The 17,178-nt window shown below is 59.6% G+C and carries 15 protein-coding genes and 1 pseudogene; 5 read left to right on the forward strand and 11 right to left on the reverse strand.

What is annotated here, in order from left to right; genetic code table 11:
* Positions 1-60: 60 nt before the first annotated feature.
* The 3 genes from ELQ88_RS32465 to ELQ88_RS32480 all read left to right on the forward strand — a co-directional run bounded on the left by ELQ88_RS32465 (position 61) and on the right by ELQ88_RS32480 (position 2,169).
* Positions 61-1,191: a PepSY-associated TM helix domain-containing protein gene (locus tag ELQ88_RS32465; protein WP_128874030.1), complete on the forward strand. Its 1,131-nt coding sequence runs from the start codon at positions 61-63 to the stop codon at positions 1,189-1,191.
* Positions 1,188-1,367 carry a hypothetical protein gene (locus tag ELQ88_RS32470; protein WP_128874031.1) on the forward strand — a complete coding sequence of 60 codons (180 nt, stop codon included), beginning with the start codon at positions 1,188-1,190 and terminating at the stop codon, positions 1,365-1,367. The genes ELQ88_RS32465 and ELQ88_RS32470 overlap by 4 nt, the downstream gene beginning before the upstream one ends.
* A 172-nt stretch (positions 1,368-1,539) precedes the next feature.
* Complete coding sequence (locus ELQ88_RS32480; RefSeq protein ID WP_138969346.1) at positions 1,540-2,169, forward strand: glutathione S-transferase; 630 nt, start codon at positions 1,540-1,542, stop codon at positions 2,167-2,169.
* 172 nt (positions 2,170-2,341) lie between these two features.
* Here the strand turns inward: ELQ88_RS32480 and ELQ88_RS32485 are convergent, their stop codons facing one another.
* The 4 genes from ELQ88_RS32485 to creB all read right to left on the reverse strand — a co-directional run bounded on the left by ELQ88_RS32485 (position 2,342) and on the right by creB (position 6,872).
* Positions 2,342-2,704, reverse strand: coding sequence for a hypothetical protein (locus tag ELQ88_RS32485; RefSeq protein ID WP_138969347.1), 363 nt, complete (start codon positions 2,702-2,704; stop codon positions 2,342-2,344).
* Between the two features lie 587 nt (positions 2,705-3,291).
* Positions 3,292-4,662 carry a cell envelope integrity protein CreD gene (creD, locus tag ELQ88_RS32490; RefSeq protein WP_138969348.1) on the reverse strand — a complete coding sequence of 457 codons (1,371 nt, stop codon included), beginning with the start codon at positions 4,660-4,662 and terminating at the stop codon, positions 3,292-3,294.
* 111 nt (positions 4,663-4,773) lie between these two features.
* Complete coding sequence (gene creC / locus ELQ88_RS32495) at positions 4,774-6,192, reverse strand: two-component system sensor histidine kinase CreC (RefSeq protein ID WP_138969349.1); 1,419 nt, start codon at positions 6,190-6,192, stop codon at positions 4,774-4,776.
* Positions 6,192-6,872, reverse strand: a complete 681-nt coding sequence (gene creB, locus ELQ88_RS32500) for a two-component system response regulator CreB (protein ID WP_128874035.1) — start codon at positions 6,870-6,872, stop codon at positions 6,192-6,194. Before creB ends, creC begins: the two co-directional genes overlap by 1 nt.
* Positions 6,873-7,064: 192 nt before the next feature.
* Here creB and ELQ88_RS32505 point away from each other — a divergent pair.
* Positions 7,065-7,379 (forward strand): annotated as a pseudogene (locus ELQ88_RS32505) (RHS repeat-associated core domain-containing protein); the annotation flags it as partial.
* Between the two features lie 478 nt (positions 7,380-7,857).
* Here the strand turns inward: ELQ88_RS32505 and ELQ88_RS32510 are convergent.
* Positions 7,858-8,364, reverse strand: a complete 507-nt coding sequence (locus tag ELQ88_RS32510; protein WP_064680154.1) for an ATP-dependent zinc protease — start codon at positions 8,362-8,364, stop codon at positions 7,858-7,860.
* Between the two features lie 266 nt (positions 8,365-8,630).
* Entirely contained in the window at positions 8,631-9,191 is a 561-nt protein-coding gene (locus tag ELQ88_RS32515) for a DUF2780 domain-containing protein (RefSeq protein WP_138969350.1), read from the reverse strand.
* Positions 9,192-9,463: 272 nt separating this feature from the next.
* On the opposite strand from ELQ88_RS32515, the gene ELQ88_RS32520 reads away from it, so the two are divergent.
* Complete coding sequence (locus ELQ88_RS32520; protein ID WP_138969351.1) at positions 9,464-10,558, forward strand: RHS repeat-associated core domain-containing protein; 1,095 nt, start codon at positions 9,464-9,466, stop codon at positions 10,556-10,558.
* Positions 10,559-10,656: 98 nt separating this feature from the next.
* Here ELQ88_RS32520 and fdhA read toward each other — a convergent pair whose 3' ends face one another.
* The 5 genes from fdhA to ELQ88_RS32545 form a co-directional block, all read right to left on the reverse strand.
* The gene (gene fdhA, locus ELQ88_RS32525; protein WP_007947729.1) at positions 10,657-11,856 is read right to left on the reverse strand and encodes a formaldehyde dehydrogenase, glutathione-independent; all 1,200 of its coding nucleotides are present in this window, start codon (positions 11,854-11,856) and stop codon (positions 10,657-10,659) included.
* Between the two features lie 179 nt (positions 11,857-12,035).
* Positions 12,036-12,893 (reverse strand): formyltetrahydrofolate deformylase, encoded by an 858-nt coding sequence (gene purU / locus ELQ88_RS32530; RefSeq protein WP_064680161.1) that lies wholly within the window; start codon positions 12,891-12,893, stop codon positions 12,036-12,038.
* A 141-nt stretch (positions 12,894-13,034) separates the two neighbouring features.
* Positions 13,035-13,667: a sarcosine oxidase subunit gamma family protein gene (gene soxG, locus ELQ88_RS32535; RefSeq protein WP_128874039.1), complete on the reverse strand. Its 633-nt coding sequence runs from the start codon at positions 13,665-13,667 to the stop codon at positions 13,035-13,037.
* A gap of 155 nt (positions 13,668-13,822) precedes the next feature.
* Positions 13,823-16,840 (reverse strand): sarcosine oxidase subunit alpha, encoded by a 3,018-nt coding sequence (locus ELQ88_RS32540; protein WP_138969352.1) that lies wholly within the window; start codon positions 16,838-16,840, stop codon positions 13,823-13,825.
* Positions 16,837-17,166 (reverse strand): sarcosine oxidase subunit delta, encoded by a 330-nt coding sequence (locus ELQ88_RS32545; RefSeq protein ID WP_028619944.1) that lies wholly within the window; start codon positions 17,164-17,166, stop codon positions 16,837-16,839. The genes ELQ88_RS32540 and ELQ88_RS32545 overlap by 4 nt, the downstream gene beginning before the upstream one ends.
* Positions 17,167-17,178: the final 12 nt, after the last annotated feature.

Genomic DNA, 17,178 nt, shown 5'->3' on the forward strand with positions numbered 1-17,178 from the left:
ACACGCTCGATACCCAGGCCGTCCTACGAGGACGGCTTTGGTATTTCTGAAGGCCATGAAATGAAAAGTAAAACAATTCGCCGCTGGTCCTTCGTCCACACCTGGACCAGCCTGATCTGCACCGTGTTCCTGCTGATGCTGGCGCTGACCGGCCTGCCGCTGATCTTCCATCACGAGATCGACCACCTGTTGGGCGATGCCGCCGAGTTGAAGGCAATGCCGGCGGACACCCCGCAGCTGAACCTGCAGCAGTTGGTGCAGGCGGCCGAAAAACATCGTCCCGGCGAAGTCATGCAGTACTTCGGCTTCGAAGAAGACGAGCCCAACGCCGCGATCGCGATCATGGCGGCCACGGCCGGCACCGAGCCGAACTCGTCGCACACCTTCATGCTCGACGCCCGCACCGGCGAAGCGCTGGAGATGCCGTCGGCCAACGGCGGTTTCATGATGGTGATGCTGCGCCTGCACGTGGACATGTTCGCCGGCCTGCCGGGCAAGCTGCTGCTGGCGTTCATGGGGCTGCTGTTCGTGGTCGCGATCGTCTCCGGCACCGTGCTTTACCTGCCGTTCATGCGTCGCTTGAAATTCGCCACCGTGCGCCAGGACAAATCCACCCGCCTGCGCTGGCTCGACTTGCACAACCTGATCGGCGTGGTCACCCTGACCTGGGCCCTGGTGGTCGGCGTGACCGGCGTCATCAGCGCCTGCGCCGACCTGCTGATCGCCGCCTGGCGCAACGACAGCCTCAGCGCCATGATCGCACCGTACCGCGATGCGCCAGCGCTGACGCAACTCGCTCCGGCGACACGTTTGCTCGACATCGCCAAAGACGTCGCGCCCGGCATGCAACCGGACTTCATCGCCTTCCCCGGCACCCGGTTTTCCAGCGAGCACCATTACGCCGTGTTCATGAAAGGCAGCACGCACCTGACTTCGCATCTGTTGACACCGGTGCTGATCGACGCCAGCACCCTGCAAGTCACCGCCGTGGCCGAACGGCCGTGGTACATGGACGCCATGGGCATGTCGCAGCCCCTGCACTTCGGTGATTACGGTGGCATGCCGATGAAAATCCTCTGGGCGACCCTGGATGTGCTGACCATCATCGTGCTCGGCAGCGGTGTTTACTTGTGGGTCGTGCGGCGCAAGGCCGCCAGACCTGTCCATGAAAACGCGGAGGCTCAAGCGTGAAGCCACGGCAGTCGAACTTCTGGAAGGTCTTCGCCACGCCCACGGTCATTGCCCTGCTCAGCGGCGCGGGGTTGTTTGCCGCGTTGCTGGGCGACGGCGTATGGGATGCCTTGAGCTGGCTGGGGCTGGGCGTCCCCGCAATCCTAGCCCTTCGCGGCTTGATGCAACGCCCCTGACGTTTTGCATGGTCATCACATCCCCCTGTAGGAGCCGGCTTGCCGGCGAAGGCGCCCTAGAGCCTGGCGCAAGATTCGAAGACGCATTCGCCGGCAAGCCGGCTCCTACAGAGTTCGGTTCGCGAAAATTACGCGCTATGCTGCCGACACTGCCACTGACCGAGACGCTGCCATGTCCGCCCCAAGCATGACCCTCTACCACAACCCCCTATCGCCCTTCGTTCGCAAAGTCATGGTGCTGCTCCACGAAACCGGCCAACAAAACCGCGTGGCCCTGCAAAACTGCGTGCTGACGCCAGTCGACCCGGACCTTGCACTGATCGGCGACAACCCCCTGGGCAAAATCCCGGCCCTGCGCCTGGCCGACGGCAACGTCATCCATGACAGCCGGGTCATCCTCGACTACCTCGACCACCAACACGTCGGCAACCCCCTCATCCCCCGCGACGGCTCGGCCCGCTGGCGGCGCATGACCCTCGCCTCCATGGCCGACGGGATCATGGACGCGGCGGTGCTGACCCGCTACGAAGTGGCCCTGCGCGCACCGGAAAAACACTGGGACGAATGGCTGGACGGCCAACGCGACAAGATCCGCCGCACCCTGGCGCTGCTGGAAAAAGACGCGATCGCCGAGCTGACCAGTCATTTCGATGTGGCGGCCATCAGCGTGGCCTGTGCATTGGGTTATCTGGATTTGCGTCACCCGGACCTAGACTGGCGTGAAGCGAATCCCAAGCTGGCGGGCTGGTATTTCGAGGTGAGCCAGCGGCCGTCTATGTTGGCGACGATGCCCAAGGTTTGACGCCAGCAAGAGCAGATTTATTGATGAGCATAAACAGCGGGCCAGATTTGAACCAAACAAAACTGTCCCGCTTCGTATTCTAAAAAACCGTCCTTACCTGCCATTATTTTTTGTGCTCGCCTCAACTTCCCTGTGGGAGCGAGCTTGCTCGCGATGGCGGTATCACCGTCGCCTAATGACCTGGATCAGACTCAGCTTTCTTCATCCCCAGACAATCAATCGACCGATCAACCATGGCCTTGGCGATCTCCAGCAAATGCCAGACGGAAAACACCATGGCCCTGTCTGCGCCTTTGAGGTGCTCGCCGCACTGATAGGCGGTGACCGAGGCACAGCGCAGCAGGTCGGCGACATAGAGTTGGGTATCTTCGAAACTCACATCATCACTGACGTTGTAGAACCGGAGCTCATCCGGTGCCGACGGTTGTTCGCCGGTCAGGTAGAAATCGATCGCCCGATAGAGTGCGGAGCGGTCTCTGGGCAGTTCGTCGTTTTCGGTTGGATTGGAAGGTGGATCGGGAACTGATCGTTTCATCTGTGTTGCTCCTATTGCTACGTGGGAGCCGACACTTCTCGCCTACTAAACGATGGGTGGCAGCTGTGCGTAGGTTAGTAGGCCGGTCAATAGGAAACCCGGTGCATCCGAAGATGCCCCACACACAGCCGCCATATTCAATACCCGGCAACATTGCCGGGCATGAGCATGAAAACGCTATGCACCTATTGGTCCGGGCTACTAAACCCGATCACTGATGAGCAGTGACGGACGAAGACTAGGCACGGAAATCTGTCGGCGCAAGCGTGCGGAATAATCTAGGAAACGTCCTGCAAAGGGAAGGGATTAGCCCTGTAGGAAGCCTGTTTTTCCTGTAGGAAAACTTACTTTTTTACGAGAGAAATCCTCTGTGCGAAGCAACGACGGAACAGATTTATTTAACCCGTTACCAGGCAGCTCCCCTCACTGACCCCTTGGTGAACAAACCCGCACACACTTCATCTTTGTGGAAGCGAGACCGGCTTGCCGGCGAAGGCACCAAACCGAATCTGCTGGAAACAACATCGCAACCCGCGTCGCCAACGCTTCCCCCTCCCGCTGATCTTCGCGCAATCCCACGGACCGGCTCATTCCACCGCCCCGATGTCGAACGCCAGTGGCTTGGCAGTCTTCTGCCCAACCCCATACCAATCCAGTTTCCGCGTCAGCACCATAAACACGCCCAGCAACCCGAACAGCAACAGCGAGCCCATCAACAGCGCGTAATCCTCTGCACTCAACAACCCATAGAGCAAGCCATACAAGGCCGCCAACCCGGCCGAAAAACTCAGCCCGTGACGCACGCTACGCAGTACGTGGCATACATAGAAGCCGATCAGCAACACACAGGCGCTCGCCGATAACAGATACGCCAAGGCAAAGCCGATATGTTCGGCAAGCGACAACAGCAGCAGATAAAACAACGCCAGGGCCACGCCGACCAGGGCATATTGCACCGGGTGCACCGCCAGGCTTTTCAGCACTTCGAAGAGGAAGAAACCCGCGAACGTCAGGACAATAAACAACAGCGCGTATTTGATCGCCCGATCGCTTTTCAGGTACTGGTCCACCGGGTCGATGAAGCTCACGCCAAAGCTGCGGCCGCTGAATGCTTCGCAACCGCTGCCCGACACGCAGCTGTTCAGGGCTTCTTGCAAGTTGGTGGAGAAAAACGAGGTTTGCCAACTGGCAGTGAACCCCAGGTCGGTGACTTCGCGCTGAGCCGGCAGGTAGTTGCCGATGAAGCTCGGATGCGGCCAGTTGGCGGCCAGCGATACCTTGCTGGTTTTGCCCACCGGCACGACTTGTAACTGACCGGTGCCTTGCAGGCGCAGGTCAAAACCAAAGGTCAGTTCCGTTGGCTGCCCGGCGTCCAGGGCCGGCAGCGTTACGTGTACGCCTTCACCCAACCAGCGAACCTGGGTGCCTGGAATGAAGTCCAGACGTTGGCCGTCCAGCTCCAGTTTCAAGGCGTTCTCGATGCCGCGAATATCGCTGATACCGACGGCAAGGAACGGCTGATCGAACTGGTAATCGTTGAAGTCTTCCTTGATCCCCAATTGCGCTGGCAGCGAAAAATGCCCACTGATGCGATTGTCGGCGTGGAACAATCGCGCTTCATAAATGCCCCGTTTACGCAGTTCAGTCTGAACCTGGCCATCGAGCTCGAAGCGCTCAGGCAGGAAATACAGGCGACCTCGTTCCTCACCGAGTTCCTGATAGCGCTGGTTGGTTTTCTCGTTGAGTTTCCAGGTGCGGACCACCTTGCGATAGGGCACCACCATCAGCGGGCCGCTCAGTAGTTGGCTGTAACTGGAGCTGCGGGCGATGTCTTCGAGCACGCCATCGCGCAGTTGCTGGCGGTCCTGGATTACGCCGCTGATCATCAGCAACGGGATGAGCAACAACAGCATCAGCAGGGCAATGGCCCCGAGTTTGAGGGTCAGGCTTCGGTTCATGGGACGCTCCCTGTTTGGATAGGGAGAGTCTGGTGTGGGGGTGTGGGGGTTTTATGTGGGGAATATGGAGACTGTGTGGAGACTGGGCCGGCGAAGGGGCGCAACTCGGTCCTAAGCCAGGCGCAACCTGACTTCAACCCCGCCCTCGACGTTACCGATACTCATTTCTGCGCCATGCAGCTTCACCACCTCCGCCACAAAGTTAAGCCCTAGCCCGGTGCTTTTACGTCCACTGTCCGGACGCGGCAGCGAGTAAAAACGCTCGCTCAGGCGCGGCAGCGCATAGTCGGGAATTGGCTCGGCCTGGTTGAACAGCCTGAATTCAACCCGGCCCCCAACCCGCTCGGCGCTGAATCGCAGCAGGCCCTGGGCCGGAGTGAAATCCAGGGCATTTTCAAGCAGATTGCCCAGCGCCTGACGCAACAGGAAAGGTTCGCCAAACAGCTGCAGATCCGATGTGATCTGCTGTTCGACTCGCAACTGCTTGCCCTCGATCCGCGCCGCTTGCGCGCTCAACAACTCATCGACCAACGCCGCCAACGGCACCCTCACCCGCTCCTCCAACCCCTGCCGTTGTTCCACCTGCGCCAGGTTCAACAAGCGCTCGATCAACTGCTGCATCCGCGCACTTTCGCTGTCGATGTTGTCGACGAACCGTTGCCGCTGCGCTAACGGCATCTCGCCTTGCAGCAGCTCCGCCGCGCCACGAATCGCCGCCAGCGGGCTTTTCAGTTCATGGGTCAGCGTGTGGACATAACGCTCCACGTAAGCCTTGCCTTCAAGCTGGATGCGCATCTGCTCCACCGCTGTCGCCAACTGCTCCAGCTCGCCGCCACGATAGTGCGGCACCTCGACACGCCGACCTTCGCTGACCGCCTGCGCGTACATCGTCAACCGGCGCAACGCGGCGCTCAGCCACCACGACAACAGCGCGCCGAACAACAGGCCAAGGCCGATCAACCCGGCGCCGTACGCGAGCAATCGCCGTTCGGTGCGATCAACATAAGGTTGCAACGAGCTATTGGGTTTGGCCACGGTAACCACGCCGATGATCTGGTCGTTGTCGCGGATCGGCGCGCCGACGTGCATCACCGAGGACTCGGGATCATCCGGATCGCTGCGGCTGGAGCGCGCACCGTATTCACCGCGCAGGGTCAGGTAGACGTCGTTCCAGCGCGAGTAATCCGCCCCCACCGCCACCCCGCTGGAGTCCAGTACCACGATGCCGTTGGCGTCGGTGACGTAAATGCGGTGGTTAACCTGATTCTTCGGCAACCCCCAAATGCTCGCCTTCGGTTGCCGCTCACCGTAGGCCTCGAGCAGTTGCGGCCAGCGGTTCTGATTGAGGGTGCCGGCCTTGAAGTCATCACGCAGAATCTCGGCCATCAGGTTGGCAGTGTCGACCAGGGTTTCTTCGGTGGATTGGCGCACGCCGGGGCGGATTTCCTCCATGACCGTGCTGAGCACGAAGTAACCGGTCAGGCCGATAAACAGCACATAGACCAGGAAGATCCGGATCCCCAGCGGCATCAACTGCGCTCCGGGCTGTAGCTATAACCCAGGCCGCGGTGGGTCTGGATTGGCTCGGCATCAGCCTTCACCAGCCGCAATTTGGCGCGCACGCTTTTGATATGGCTGTCGATGCTGCGCTCATAACCGGCATCTGCGGCGACACCCAGCGCATCGAGCAACTGCTCGCGGCTGAACACACGCTCGGGTCGCTCCAGCAGGCATTGCAGCAGACGAAATTCGTGACGGGTCAGGCTCAGCGACTGGTTGCGATAGCTGATCTGCACACGCTCGCTGTCGATGCGAAACAATGCCGCAGAGGCCTCGGTCACGGCTCGTGGCGCCATGCGCTTGAGAATCGCCCTGACCCGCGCCGCCACTTCACGGGGACTGAACGGCTTGACGACGTAATCGTCCGCGCCGATTTCCAGACCCACCACGCGATCGATTTCCCCATCCCGGGCGCTGAGGAACATCACCGGCACTTCGCTGAACCGCCGCAGCTGCTTGCAGGTTTCGAAACCGCTGATGTCCGGCAAGCCAATGTCGAGAATGATCAGGTCCGCCGGAGTCTGGCGTTGATGCTCAAGCGCCGCCGCGCCGAGACTCAACCAGGTCGTGGTGAAGCCCTCACCCTGCAGGGCGAAAATCAGGGTGTCGGCAATGGCGGCTTCGTCTTCGACTATCAGGATATGGGGCATGGCGTTCGAGCCCGGCAGTTGAGTGGGCGAACGGTGGACCAAGGTTGATACGACGTCAATCCGCAACGGAGGGTTAGAGGCTCGGACCTAGCAGTTCTGTTAGTAGGCAAAAACTGAAAACAGTCTGATGCTGAAGGTCCGACTTTATGGACCTTGCCAGGAGCTCCGCCGATGCCTTCGCACTCTCGCAAAACAATCCTGCTGGCTACCGATCAACAGCGCTCGGTGCTGAACGCGCTTGACTCGAATCGGCCTCGGCCCATCGCCTACACACCCTACGGTCATCGCCCACCGGAAAACGGCTTGCTCAGCCTGCTTGGGTTCAACGGCGAACTGCCGGACCCGTTGACCGGGCATTATCATTTGGGGAAAGGGTATCGACAGTTCAACCCGGTGTTGATGCGGTTTAACAGTCCGGACAGTTGGAGTCCGTTTGGGGAAGGGGGGTTAAATGCGTATGGTTACTGCGGAGGCGATTCGATTAATCGGAGTGATCCATCGGGACATTTTTGGGGGATTGGAAAGTTCTTCAGAAGGATTTTCGGGCGCGGACCTAAAGTAGCTAAAAATACAAACCCGGTATCAAAAACAGTTGCCCGTAGTAGCACCGAGGCATCAATGCCAAGTGGAGTAGCAAAGCCACCTCCTTTGTCCTCCCCAAAGATCGTTACCGATTTAAAACCTCAAGATTATTACGCCGACCTGGATTATGGCCTCTTCGAACCGGCAAAAAAACCAGTCCCCCGCGTTCACGTACAGTATTTACATGACCCCAGGGAAAGGCTCGCTAACCTTGAGTCCGCAAGAATCAATGTATCCAAGAGACTCGCCTCCGACCGCCCCGGTGACAGAGAGAGGCGTCTAATCCTGCTAAATAACATAGACAGCGACATTTCCGAACTCACTAAACAGGTAAATCAGATTCGCAATCCCCGCTCACCAATATCCATATGACGATCACAAAAGGACGTTAAATCTCGATCGATCAACAATCCGGCTTGTCCGCCGTAAACCGCCGAGCCGGATTCACCGCCGCCCCAAACTCACGCAACGCCTTGGCGCCAATCAGCAACGGATAATTAAAGCTGCTGCGGTCGGTCAGGTTGACCTCAACCGTGCGTTTAACATTGCCCAGGCACAGCTCCAGATCAACCACTGGCCGCTTGGTGGGTGCAACGTCTTCGTCGTCATCGTCGCCTTCTTCGGAGCGGGTCTTGATCTTGCTGATCCGCGCGACCTTGTGCTCGTAGACCTTGTTGCTCGCGTCCTTGGTGCCGAGGCGGAAGCGCACCCATTCATCGCCGTCGCGGGTGAAGGTTTCGATGTCCTTGGCCGAGAGAGACGCGGTCAGGGCGCCGGTGTCCATTTTGGCCTTGAGCACTTCGCCGCCGATTTCCGGCAAGGCGATGTATTCGTAGCGGCCGTAAAGGGTCGGCTCGGCGGCCAGGATTGGCAGGGCCACCAGGGAGAGCAATGCAAGGAGGGATTTCACGTAATGGGCTTCCTTGGGGAGTTGGGGCAATGGGGTTTTAGACCGTCGCTCTTGAATTCGTTCGGCGTGGTTGAAGATCAAAAGATCGCAGCCTGCGCCAGCGCCTGCATAGGGATGGCGTACACCCTTGGCCAAGGCTGCGATCATACCGCTGCCCAAGTGAAACATTCGTCACCCGATACGGGAAACCCTCCAGAACCGGGTCAACCAGCTCTGGATCGAAAAGGACCAGCGCATCGACGCCTTGCGCGTCGAGCGCCGCTGAATCAGCTACCGATGCCGGTGCCGACACCCCAAATTCCGCCCAGGCTTTGCAGCAACGAACCGCCGACGCCCTGCTGACCGAAGTATTGCAGGATAAGCGGGGCAAACTGGGCGATCATGCCGGTGTCCATGCCCAAGGCGCTGAACGCATTGTTCAAGTCGTTGGTGTCCTTGACGGCGCCCAGGGCGTTGTCCAGGCCGGCCGCCTTGCCAGACGAACCCAGCAACCCGGCGAGCGCACCCAATTCACCACCGCCCGACAGTTTGTCGATCCCCGGTACACTTTTCGCCAGCTGCGAATAGTCGGTCGAGCTCAACTGGTTCTTCGCCAACCCCAACATCGCACTGGTGCCGCCAACGGCCTGTTGTGGCGTCACGTTCAATTGGCTGAGCGCACTCAGCAGACCGGCCGTCTCGGAAGTAGGCGCGGCCGTGGCGGCGGCGTTATCGCCTTTCATGCCGGAAATGGCATTGGCTGCATCGTTCAGGCTGAACTGGGCAAAGACCGGGCTGGCGGCCAGGGTCATGAGCGATGCCAGTGCAAAACCGCGTGAAATCCTCATTCAGACATCCTCTTGTGCCATGAAAACCGCCTGTTGCCAGACGGAAAAACTGCCGGTTTGACCGGCTATTGGTCGACATGTTCCTCGATGCCACGTCCATTTTTGACCCACTCACGTAGATAAAATGTGAAACCCGAAAGCCTCGTGATGAATGGACCTTGTAACGAGGCCTGAACACCCGCGATGCCTCAGCGACCCTATCAGTTCTGCTAGTAGGCAAACCCGGCGAGTTGCAGCACAGTGAAAATCTCAATCGAGGGGGAGCTCAATCCATGCAGATCGACCGCGAAGCCCTGCTCTGCCGTTATCAGTACGACCCGCTGGATCGACTTGTTGATTACACGCTGTCAGCGAAAGCGAATACCCGGCGTTTCTACCTCAAAGATCGACTGGTCACCGAAATTCAAGACGAGATCCAGCGTTCGATCATGCAGCACGAAGATCAATTGCTGGCACAACAACAGCGCCAGACTGGCACCTTGGAAGTCAGCCTGCTCGCCACCGATCAACAGCGCTCGGTGTTGAGCGTACCCGATGCGTCTGGTCCGCGGCCGATCGCTCACACACCTTACGGTCACCGCCCATTAGCGAGCGGTTTGCTCAGCCTGCTTGGCTTCAACGGCGAACAGCCGGATCCAGTGACAGGGTGTTATTTGCTGGGGAATGGGTATCGGGCGTTTAACCCGGTGTTGATGCGATTTAACAGCCCGGACAGTTGGAGTCCGTTTGGAATGGGCGGGTTGAATGCGTATGCGTATTGTGGGGGAGAACCGATACTCAGGAGAGACTCAACCGGGCACTTTTCATTCTTTCCTAAAGGATACAACCCCTTCAAAGGCCTCAGAAATATGCTGCGCTCCAAGGTTTCATCACCGCCTAAAGCCACATCGGTTGCCAGGTCCCCCATTAGCCCTACCAACAAAATGGCCTTAAACCTCGGCAGCGAGCATGAGCTGGTTGGATACCATGGAACATCAGCGGAACATGCCAGAAAAATGCAAGTAACAGGACTGGACTCACGTTACATTGGCACAGGATCAGGAACTTTCTATGGCGACGGGTTTTATGCGACAACTGACATACACAAAGCGCTTCAGTACGCTAATGTTCGATCAGGAGCGTTTAACTCAAGTAACACCGAAGGTTTACTAGGAGTGTATGTAAAAAAACCCTCAGAAAAAATCTTAAACACACATTACAAATTCTTCCCCGAATCACGAGAACTATTAATAGACCCCTCCATATACAGAGATGTGCGAGTTGCCCCCGTCGAGCTTAGCTCTTACTCACCTCAACCAATTATCGAAGACATATTCAACATCCGATCAGGACGACCATCAACAGCAACCTCGCATTACAAATACTAAATAGACACACATCCCACTCACACTAATGTTATTGCGGCGCACTACAAATAATTATTGCAATTGGGCGACTTTAAGTCGCCCAATTGCAACCACAGCCCTTACGCCGCACTAAACAACTTATGCGGATCAATCACAAACTTCTTCGGCACACCCGCATCGAACTCGCCGTACCCACGTGGCGCGTCATCAAGGCTAATAACCTCAACCCCGACAATGTCGGCAATATGAATGCGGTCCCACATGATCGCCTGCATCAGCTGGCGGTTGTACTTCATCACTGGCGTCTGGCCAGTGTGGAAGCTGTGGGATTTGGCCCAACCCAGACCGAAGCGAATGCTCAGACTGCCCATTTTTGCGGCGGCATCCACTGCACCTGGATCTTCGGTGACGTAGAGGCCAGGGATACCGATCTTGCCAGCAACCCGAACGACGCCCATCAGGGAGTTGAGCACGGTGGCCGGGGCCTCGTGTTTCACGCCGTCATGGCCATGACCGCGTGCTTCGAAGCCTACGGCGTCGACGGCGCAATCCACTTCCGGCTCGCCCAGCAGTGCGGCGATCTGTTCGTGCAGCGGGGTGTCCAGGGACAGGTCGGCGATTTCAAAACCCTGGGCCTTGGCGTGTGCCAGGCGAACGGTGTTGACGTCGCCGATGATCACCACGGCCGCGCCCAACAGGCGAGCGGAAGCGGCAGCGGCCAGGCCGACGGGGCCGGCACCGGCGATGTACACGGTGCTGCCCGGGCCAACGCCGGCGGTGACTGCGCCGTGGTAGCCGGTCGGCAGGATGTCGGAGAGGCAGGTCAGGTCACGGATCTTTTCCATCGCACGGTCGCGATCGGGCAGTTTCAGCAGGTTGAAGTCGGCGTACGGCACCATGGCGTATTCGGCTTGGCCACCGGTCCAGTCACCCATGTCGACATAACCGTAAGCACCGCCGGGACGGGCCGGGTTGACGCTGAGGCAGACGCCGGTGTGCATCTCCTTGCAGGAACGGCAGCGCCCGCAGGCGACGTTGAACGGTACGGAAACCAGGTCGCCGATTTGCAGGTTTTCGACGTCGCTGCCCTTCTCGATCACTTCACCGGTGATTTCGTGGCCCAGCACCAGACCGGTCTGAGCGGTGGTACGGCCGCGCACCATGTGCTGGTCGGAACCACAGATGTTGGTGGAAACCACACGCAGGATGACAGCGTGGTTAATCTTCCTGCCGCGCGGGTCCTGCATTTTTGGATAGTCGATTTTCTGTATTTCGACTTTGCCATTGCCGAGATACACCACACCACGATTGCCAGACATGCTTTCACCTCGATGTTGTTTTTATGGAGTCGCGTCGCCCGGTATCGGCGGCGCGTTGATTGCTCGGGTTGTTGCCTGTATGTCTTGTGTTGTCTGTTCGGGCCTCTTCGCGGGCAAGCCTCGCTCCTACAGTTGACCGCGTTGCCCTTGTAGGAGCGAGGCTTGCCCGCGAAGGCGATCTAAAGAACGACGGTTCTGTTGGCGTTCAAGAAGACCCTTCGTTCAATGTGATAACCCACGGCACGCGCCAAGGTCAGCCCTTCGATATCCCGCCCCTTGGCGATCAGATCTTCGGGGTAATGACTGTGGTCCACCGCCTCCACGCCCTGGGCGATGATCGGGCCTTCGTCCAGGTCGTTGTTGATGTAGTGCGCCGTGGCGCCGACCAGTTTCACGCCCTTGTTGTAGGCCTGGTGATACGGCTTGGCGCCCTTGAAACCCGGCAGCAGGGAGTGATGAATGTTGATCGCCTTGCCGTCGAGTTTGCGGCACAGCTCTGGCGACAGGACCTGCATGTAGCGGGCAAGAATGACCAGCTCGGCGCCGGACTCTTCGATCACTTGCCAGACCTGGCGCTCCTGGGACGGCTTGTCGTTCGGGTCCAGCGGGAAATGGTAGTAGGGAATCTGGTGCCAGTCGGCCAACGGCTTGAGGTCCGGGTGATTAGAGACCACGGCGGCCACGTCCATGGACAACTGGCCGATGCGCTGGCGGTAGAGCAAGTCATTGAGGCAGTGATCGGCCTTGGAGACCATGATCACCACTTTCGGCCGGTAGTTCGGCGCGGTCAGTTCGAAGATCATGCCGAAGGCTTGGCCACGTTCTTCCAGGCCGGCGCGGAACGACTGTTCGTCGAAGCCGTCGGGCTGGCGAAATTCCACGCGAATGAAGAAACGGCCCGAGAGCCGATCATCGAAGGAATGGTGTTCGGTGACGTAGCAGCCCTGCTCGAACAGAAAGCGGGTCACCGCGTCCACGGTGCCGAGCACGCTTGGGCAGTCGGCGGTCAGAATCCATGTGTCTGGGGCGCGGCTCATAGTGCGGTGACTCCTGTTGTTATGGGGCAACCGCTGCGCGGTTGATCGCCGGCAAGCCGGCTCCTACAGGTTTGATGTCATCCGTGAAAATCCGGGACAACACGGTCCACTGCAGGAGCTGGCTTGCCAGCGAAGGCGATCTCAGGCCTGGACGCTAAGCCCGTACTCGGCCGAAGCATCCTGCAACCACAACCACCAGTAATCCGAGAAGCTGCGACGGATCAGCAGTTCCCAGGTGTCTTCGGCGGTGTGGCGGATCATCAGTTGCGACTTGGCAAACACCGTGCCCACCGCCTTGCCTACCGGAAAGCTGTTGGGGTGCACGTCGTAGCTGGTGGATTTCATCAGGACCTGGCGCACGTTCGGGCCGCTCAGTTCGAGGAGCTGCTGGCCGCCGCTGACGTTGACGATGGCGATGTGCAGGTCGCCCAGCGCTTTACGCAGTTTTTGCTCGACGGCGAATTCTTCGCCAGTCGGCACGATCAGCAACCATTCATCCGGCCCCATCCATTGCAGGCTGGTTTCGCCTTTGACGATGACGGTCAGCGCACCTGGCAATTCGATGCCCAAGGCTTTTTGCACGCCCGCGGCGAAGGCCGCATCGTGGCCGTCGCCACGAATGGTCAGGTGGCCGAGCAGTTTTTTCTCGCGCACGATCACGCCGGCGCTTTTTCGACCCTTGCCCACCAGGCTGGCGAGGTCGGCATGATGCAACGACGATTCGGCCTTGGCCCCGGTGGTTGGGCGTTGTTGGTACACATTGGCTGCGGTCATAAAGCACCTGTTCCTGAATTCTGTTGGTTCTAGCCTTGTGGTGGCTGAACTACCGCCTTCGCGAGCAAGCCAGCTCCCACATTTGACCGCGTTCCCCTGTGGGAGCGGGCTTGCTCGCGAAAGCGCCAGCCAGCCCACCACAGGACTCGAGATCATCACACGTTCTGGCGATCACCCTTTGGATCGAAGAACACCGAAGAAACGATTTCCGCCTCGATCACGCTGCCGTCGGCCAGCGGTGCGAACACTCGCTCACCCATGCGCTTCAAGCCGCCCTTGACCACGCCCATGGCAAACGAATAGCCGAGGGAGTTGTGCAGGTAACTGGAAGTCACGTGACCAACCATGGTCATCGGGATGGTTTGCTTGGTGTTGAACACCAACTGCGCACCCTCTGGCAGCCATTTGGTCGGATCGATCGGCTTCAGGCCCACCAGCTGCTTGCGCTGATCACGCACGCAGTCTTCGCGGTTCATGCCACGCTGGCCAATCCAGGAGAACGGTTTGGTGCGACCGACACACCAGCCCATGTTCAGGTCATCCGGGGTCATCGAGCCGTCCGTGTCCTGCCCGACGATGATGAAACCCTTCTCGGCCCGCAGCACGTGCATGGTTTCGGTGCCATAGGGGGTCAGGTTGTACTTCTTGCCAGCATCGACAATTTTTTCCAGCACGCCCATCGCATAGTCGGCCTGCACGTTGACTTCGTACGACAGCTCACCGGTAAACGAAATCCGGAATACCCGCGCCGGCACACCGCCGACCAGGCCTTCTTTCCAGGTCATGAACGGGAAGGCTTCGTTGCTGATATCGATGTCGGTGACTTCGCCCAGCAGCTTGCGGCTGTTCGGCCCGGACAGGGTCATGGTTGCCCAGTGATCCGTCACGGACGTGAAGTACACCTTCAGGTCTGGCCATTCGGTCTGGTGGTAGATTTCCAGCCATTGCAGCACGCGCGCAGCGCCGCCGGTGGTGGTGGTCATCACGAAGTGGTTGTCGGCGAGACAGGCGGTTACGCCGTCGTCGAAGACCATGCCGTCTTCTTTGCACATCAGGCCGTAGCGCGCCTTGCCCACGTCCAGCTTGGTCCAGGCGTTGGTGTAGATGCGGTTGAGGAACTCACGGGAGTCCGGGCCCTGGATGTCGATCTTGCCCAGAGTCGAAGCGTCCAGCAGGCCGACGCTGTCGCGCACGGCTTTGCATTCGCGCTTGACCGCGGTGTGCAGGTCTTCACCGTTTTTCGGGAAGTACCACGGACGTTTCCACTGCCCGACGTCTTCGAACTCGGCGCCATTCTTCACGTGCCAGTGATGCAGCGCAGTGAAGCGCACCGGCTCGAAGATGTGCCCACAGTGACGACCGGCCACGGCGCCGAAGGTCACCGGCGTGTAGTTCGGACGGAACATGGTGGTGCCCATCTGCGGGATGGTCACGTTCAGCGAGCGAGCGGCGATGGCCAGGCCGTTGACGTTGCCCAGCTTGCCCTGGTCGGTGCCGAAGCCCAGTGCGGTGTAGCGTTTGACGTGCTCGACCGATTCGAAACCTTCGCGGGTCGCCAGCTCGATGCCACCAGCGGTGACGTCGTTCTGGAAGTCGACGAATTGCTTCGGCGCTCGTGCAGAGTTCTTTTCATGAGGCACCTGGAACAGCGCCAGCGTCGGTTCTTCGACACGGCCCAGGGCTTTGGGCAAGGTGCCTTCGACCACACTGAAGCCGGCTTCGCTGGCCGCGCGAGCGCCACCCTCGAAACCATCGGCCAGGGAATCGCCGAGGCCGTAGACGCCGTTGATGCCACCGACACACACGCGTTTCTGCGGCGCTTCGCCCGGGACGAAACCGAGGATGTCGTCGCGCCAGATCGGCTTGCCGCCCAGGTGCGAGGCCAGGTGAACCACCGGGCTGTAACCGCCGGAACTGGCAACCAGGTCGCATTCGAGCCATTCACCCGGGCTGGTCACGGCGTGCGCCTTGACGTCGATCGCGGCAACGCGAGCTGCAGTCACGCGCTTGGTGCCGCGAGCCTCGATCACGGCACTGCCGGTCAGGATGCGGATGCCTTTGGCACGAGCTTCTTCAACCAAGGCGCCGCGCGGATTGCTGCGGGCATCGGCGATGGCCACCACTTGCAGGCCGGCATCGAGCCAATCCAGGGCAACGCGGTAAGCGTGGTCGTTGTTGGTCGACAGCACCAGTTTTTTGCCCGGTGCCACACCGTAACGACGGATGTAAGTCGACACTGCGCCGGCGAGCATGTTGCCCGGCACGTCGTTGTTACCGTAAACCAGTGGACGCTCGTGAGTGCCGGTCGCCAGCACCACACGCTTGGCGCGAACCCGGTGGATGCGCTGACGCACCTGGCCAATCGGTGCGCGATCGCCGAGGTGATCGGTCAGGCGCTCGTGAATGGTCAGGAAGTTATGGTCGTGGTAACCGTTGACCGTGGCACGCGGCAACAGCAGCACGTCCGGGGTATCCTTGAGTTCGGCAATGACGCTGGCGACCCACTCGGTGGCAGGCTTGCCGTCGAGGCTTTCGCGGGAATCGAGCAGGCTGCCGCCGAACTCTTCCTGTTCATCCGCCAGAATCACCCGGGCACCGCTGCGGGCAGCCGCCAGTGCAGCGGCCAGGCCGGCAGGGCCACCGCCGACGATCAGCACGTCGCAGTGCTGGTTCATGTAGTCGTAGGTGTCCGGATCGTTCTCGGTCGGCGAGCGACCCAAGCCTGCGGCCTTGCGGATGTACTTCTCGTAAGTCATCCAGAACGATTGCGGGTACATGAAGGTTTTGTAGTAGAAGCCCGGCGGCATCAGCTTGCCGCCGACCTTGCCGAGAATCCCCATCATGTCGTTGTTCACGCTCGGCCAGCCGTTGGTGCTGGTGGCGACCAGGCCTTGATACAGCGCCTGTTGCGTGGCGCGCACGTTGGGAATCTGGGTGGCTTCGGTGGCGCCGATCTGCAGCACCGCGTTCGGCTCTTCGGCACCGGCGGCGAAGATGCCGCGCGGACGCGAATACTTGAAGCTGCGGCCGATGATATCCACACCGTTGGCGATCAGGGCGGCAGCCAGGGAGTCGCCTTCAAAACCTTTGTAGCTCTGGCCGTTGAAGGTGAAGCTCAGCACTTTGTTGCGGTCGATCCGTCCGCCGTTGGACAGGCGATTGATCTGGCTCATACCTTCTCTCCCAGAGCCGTGGCGGCCGCTTTCGGGCTGTCGGTCTTGTCGGTGAATTGTGGCTTGGTGCCGATCTTGTAGGTTTCGAGAATCTCGTAGGTCACGGTGTCGCGGGTGGCGTTGAAATACTGACGGCAACCGGCGACGTGATCCCACAGCTCGTGGTGCAGACCGCGAGGGTTATCGCGGAAGAACATGTAGTCGCCCCACTCCTCGTCGGTGCAGCTGGCCGGGTCCAGTGGACGCGGGATGTGCGCCTGGCCGGAAGCGTGGAATTCCTCTTCGGAGCGCAGTTCGCCACAGTGAGGACAGAAGATATGCAACATAGGGATTTCTCC

The organism is Pseudomonas sp. MPC6, assembly GCF_006094435.1.
Classification (GTDB): Bacteria; Pseudomonadota; Gammaproteobacteria; order Pseudomonadales; family Pseudomonadaceae; genus Aquipseudomonas.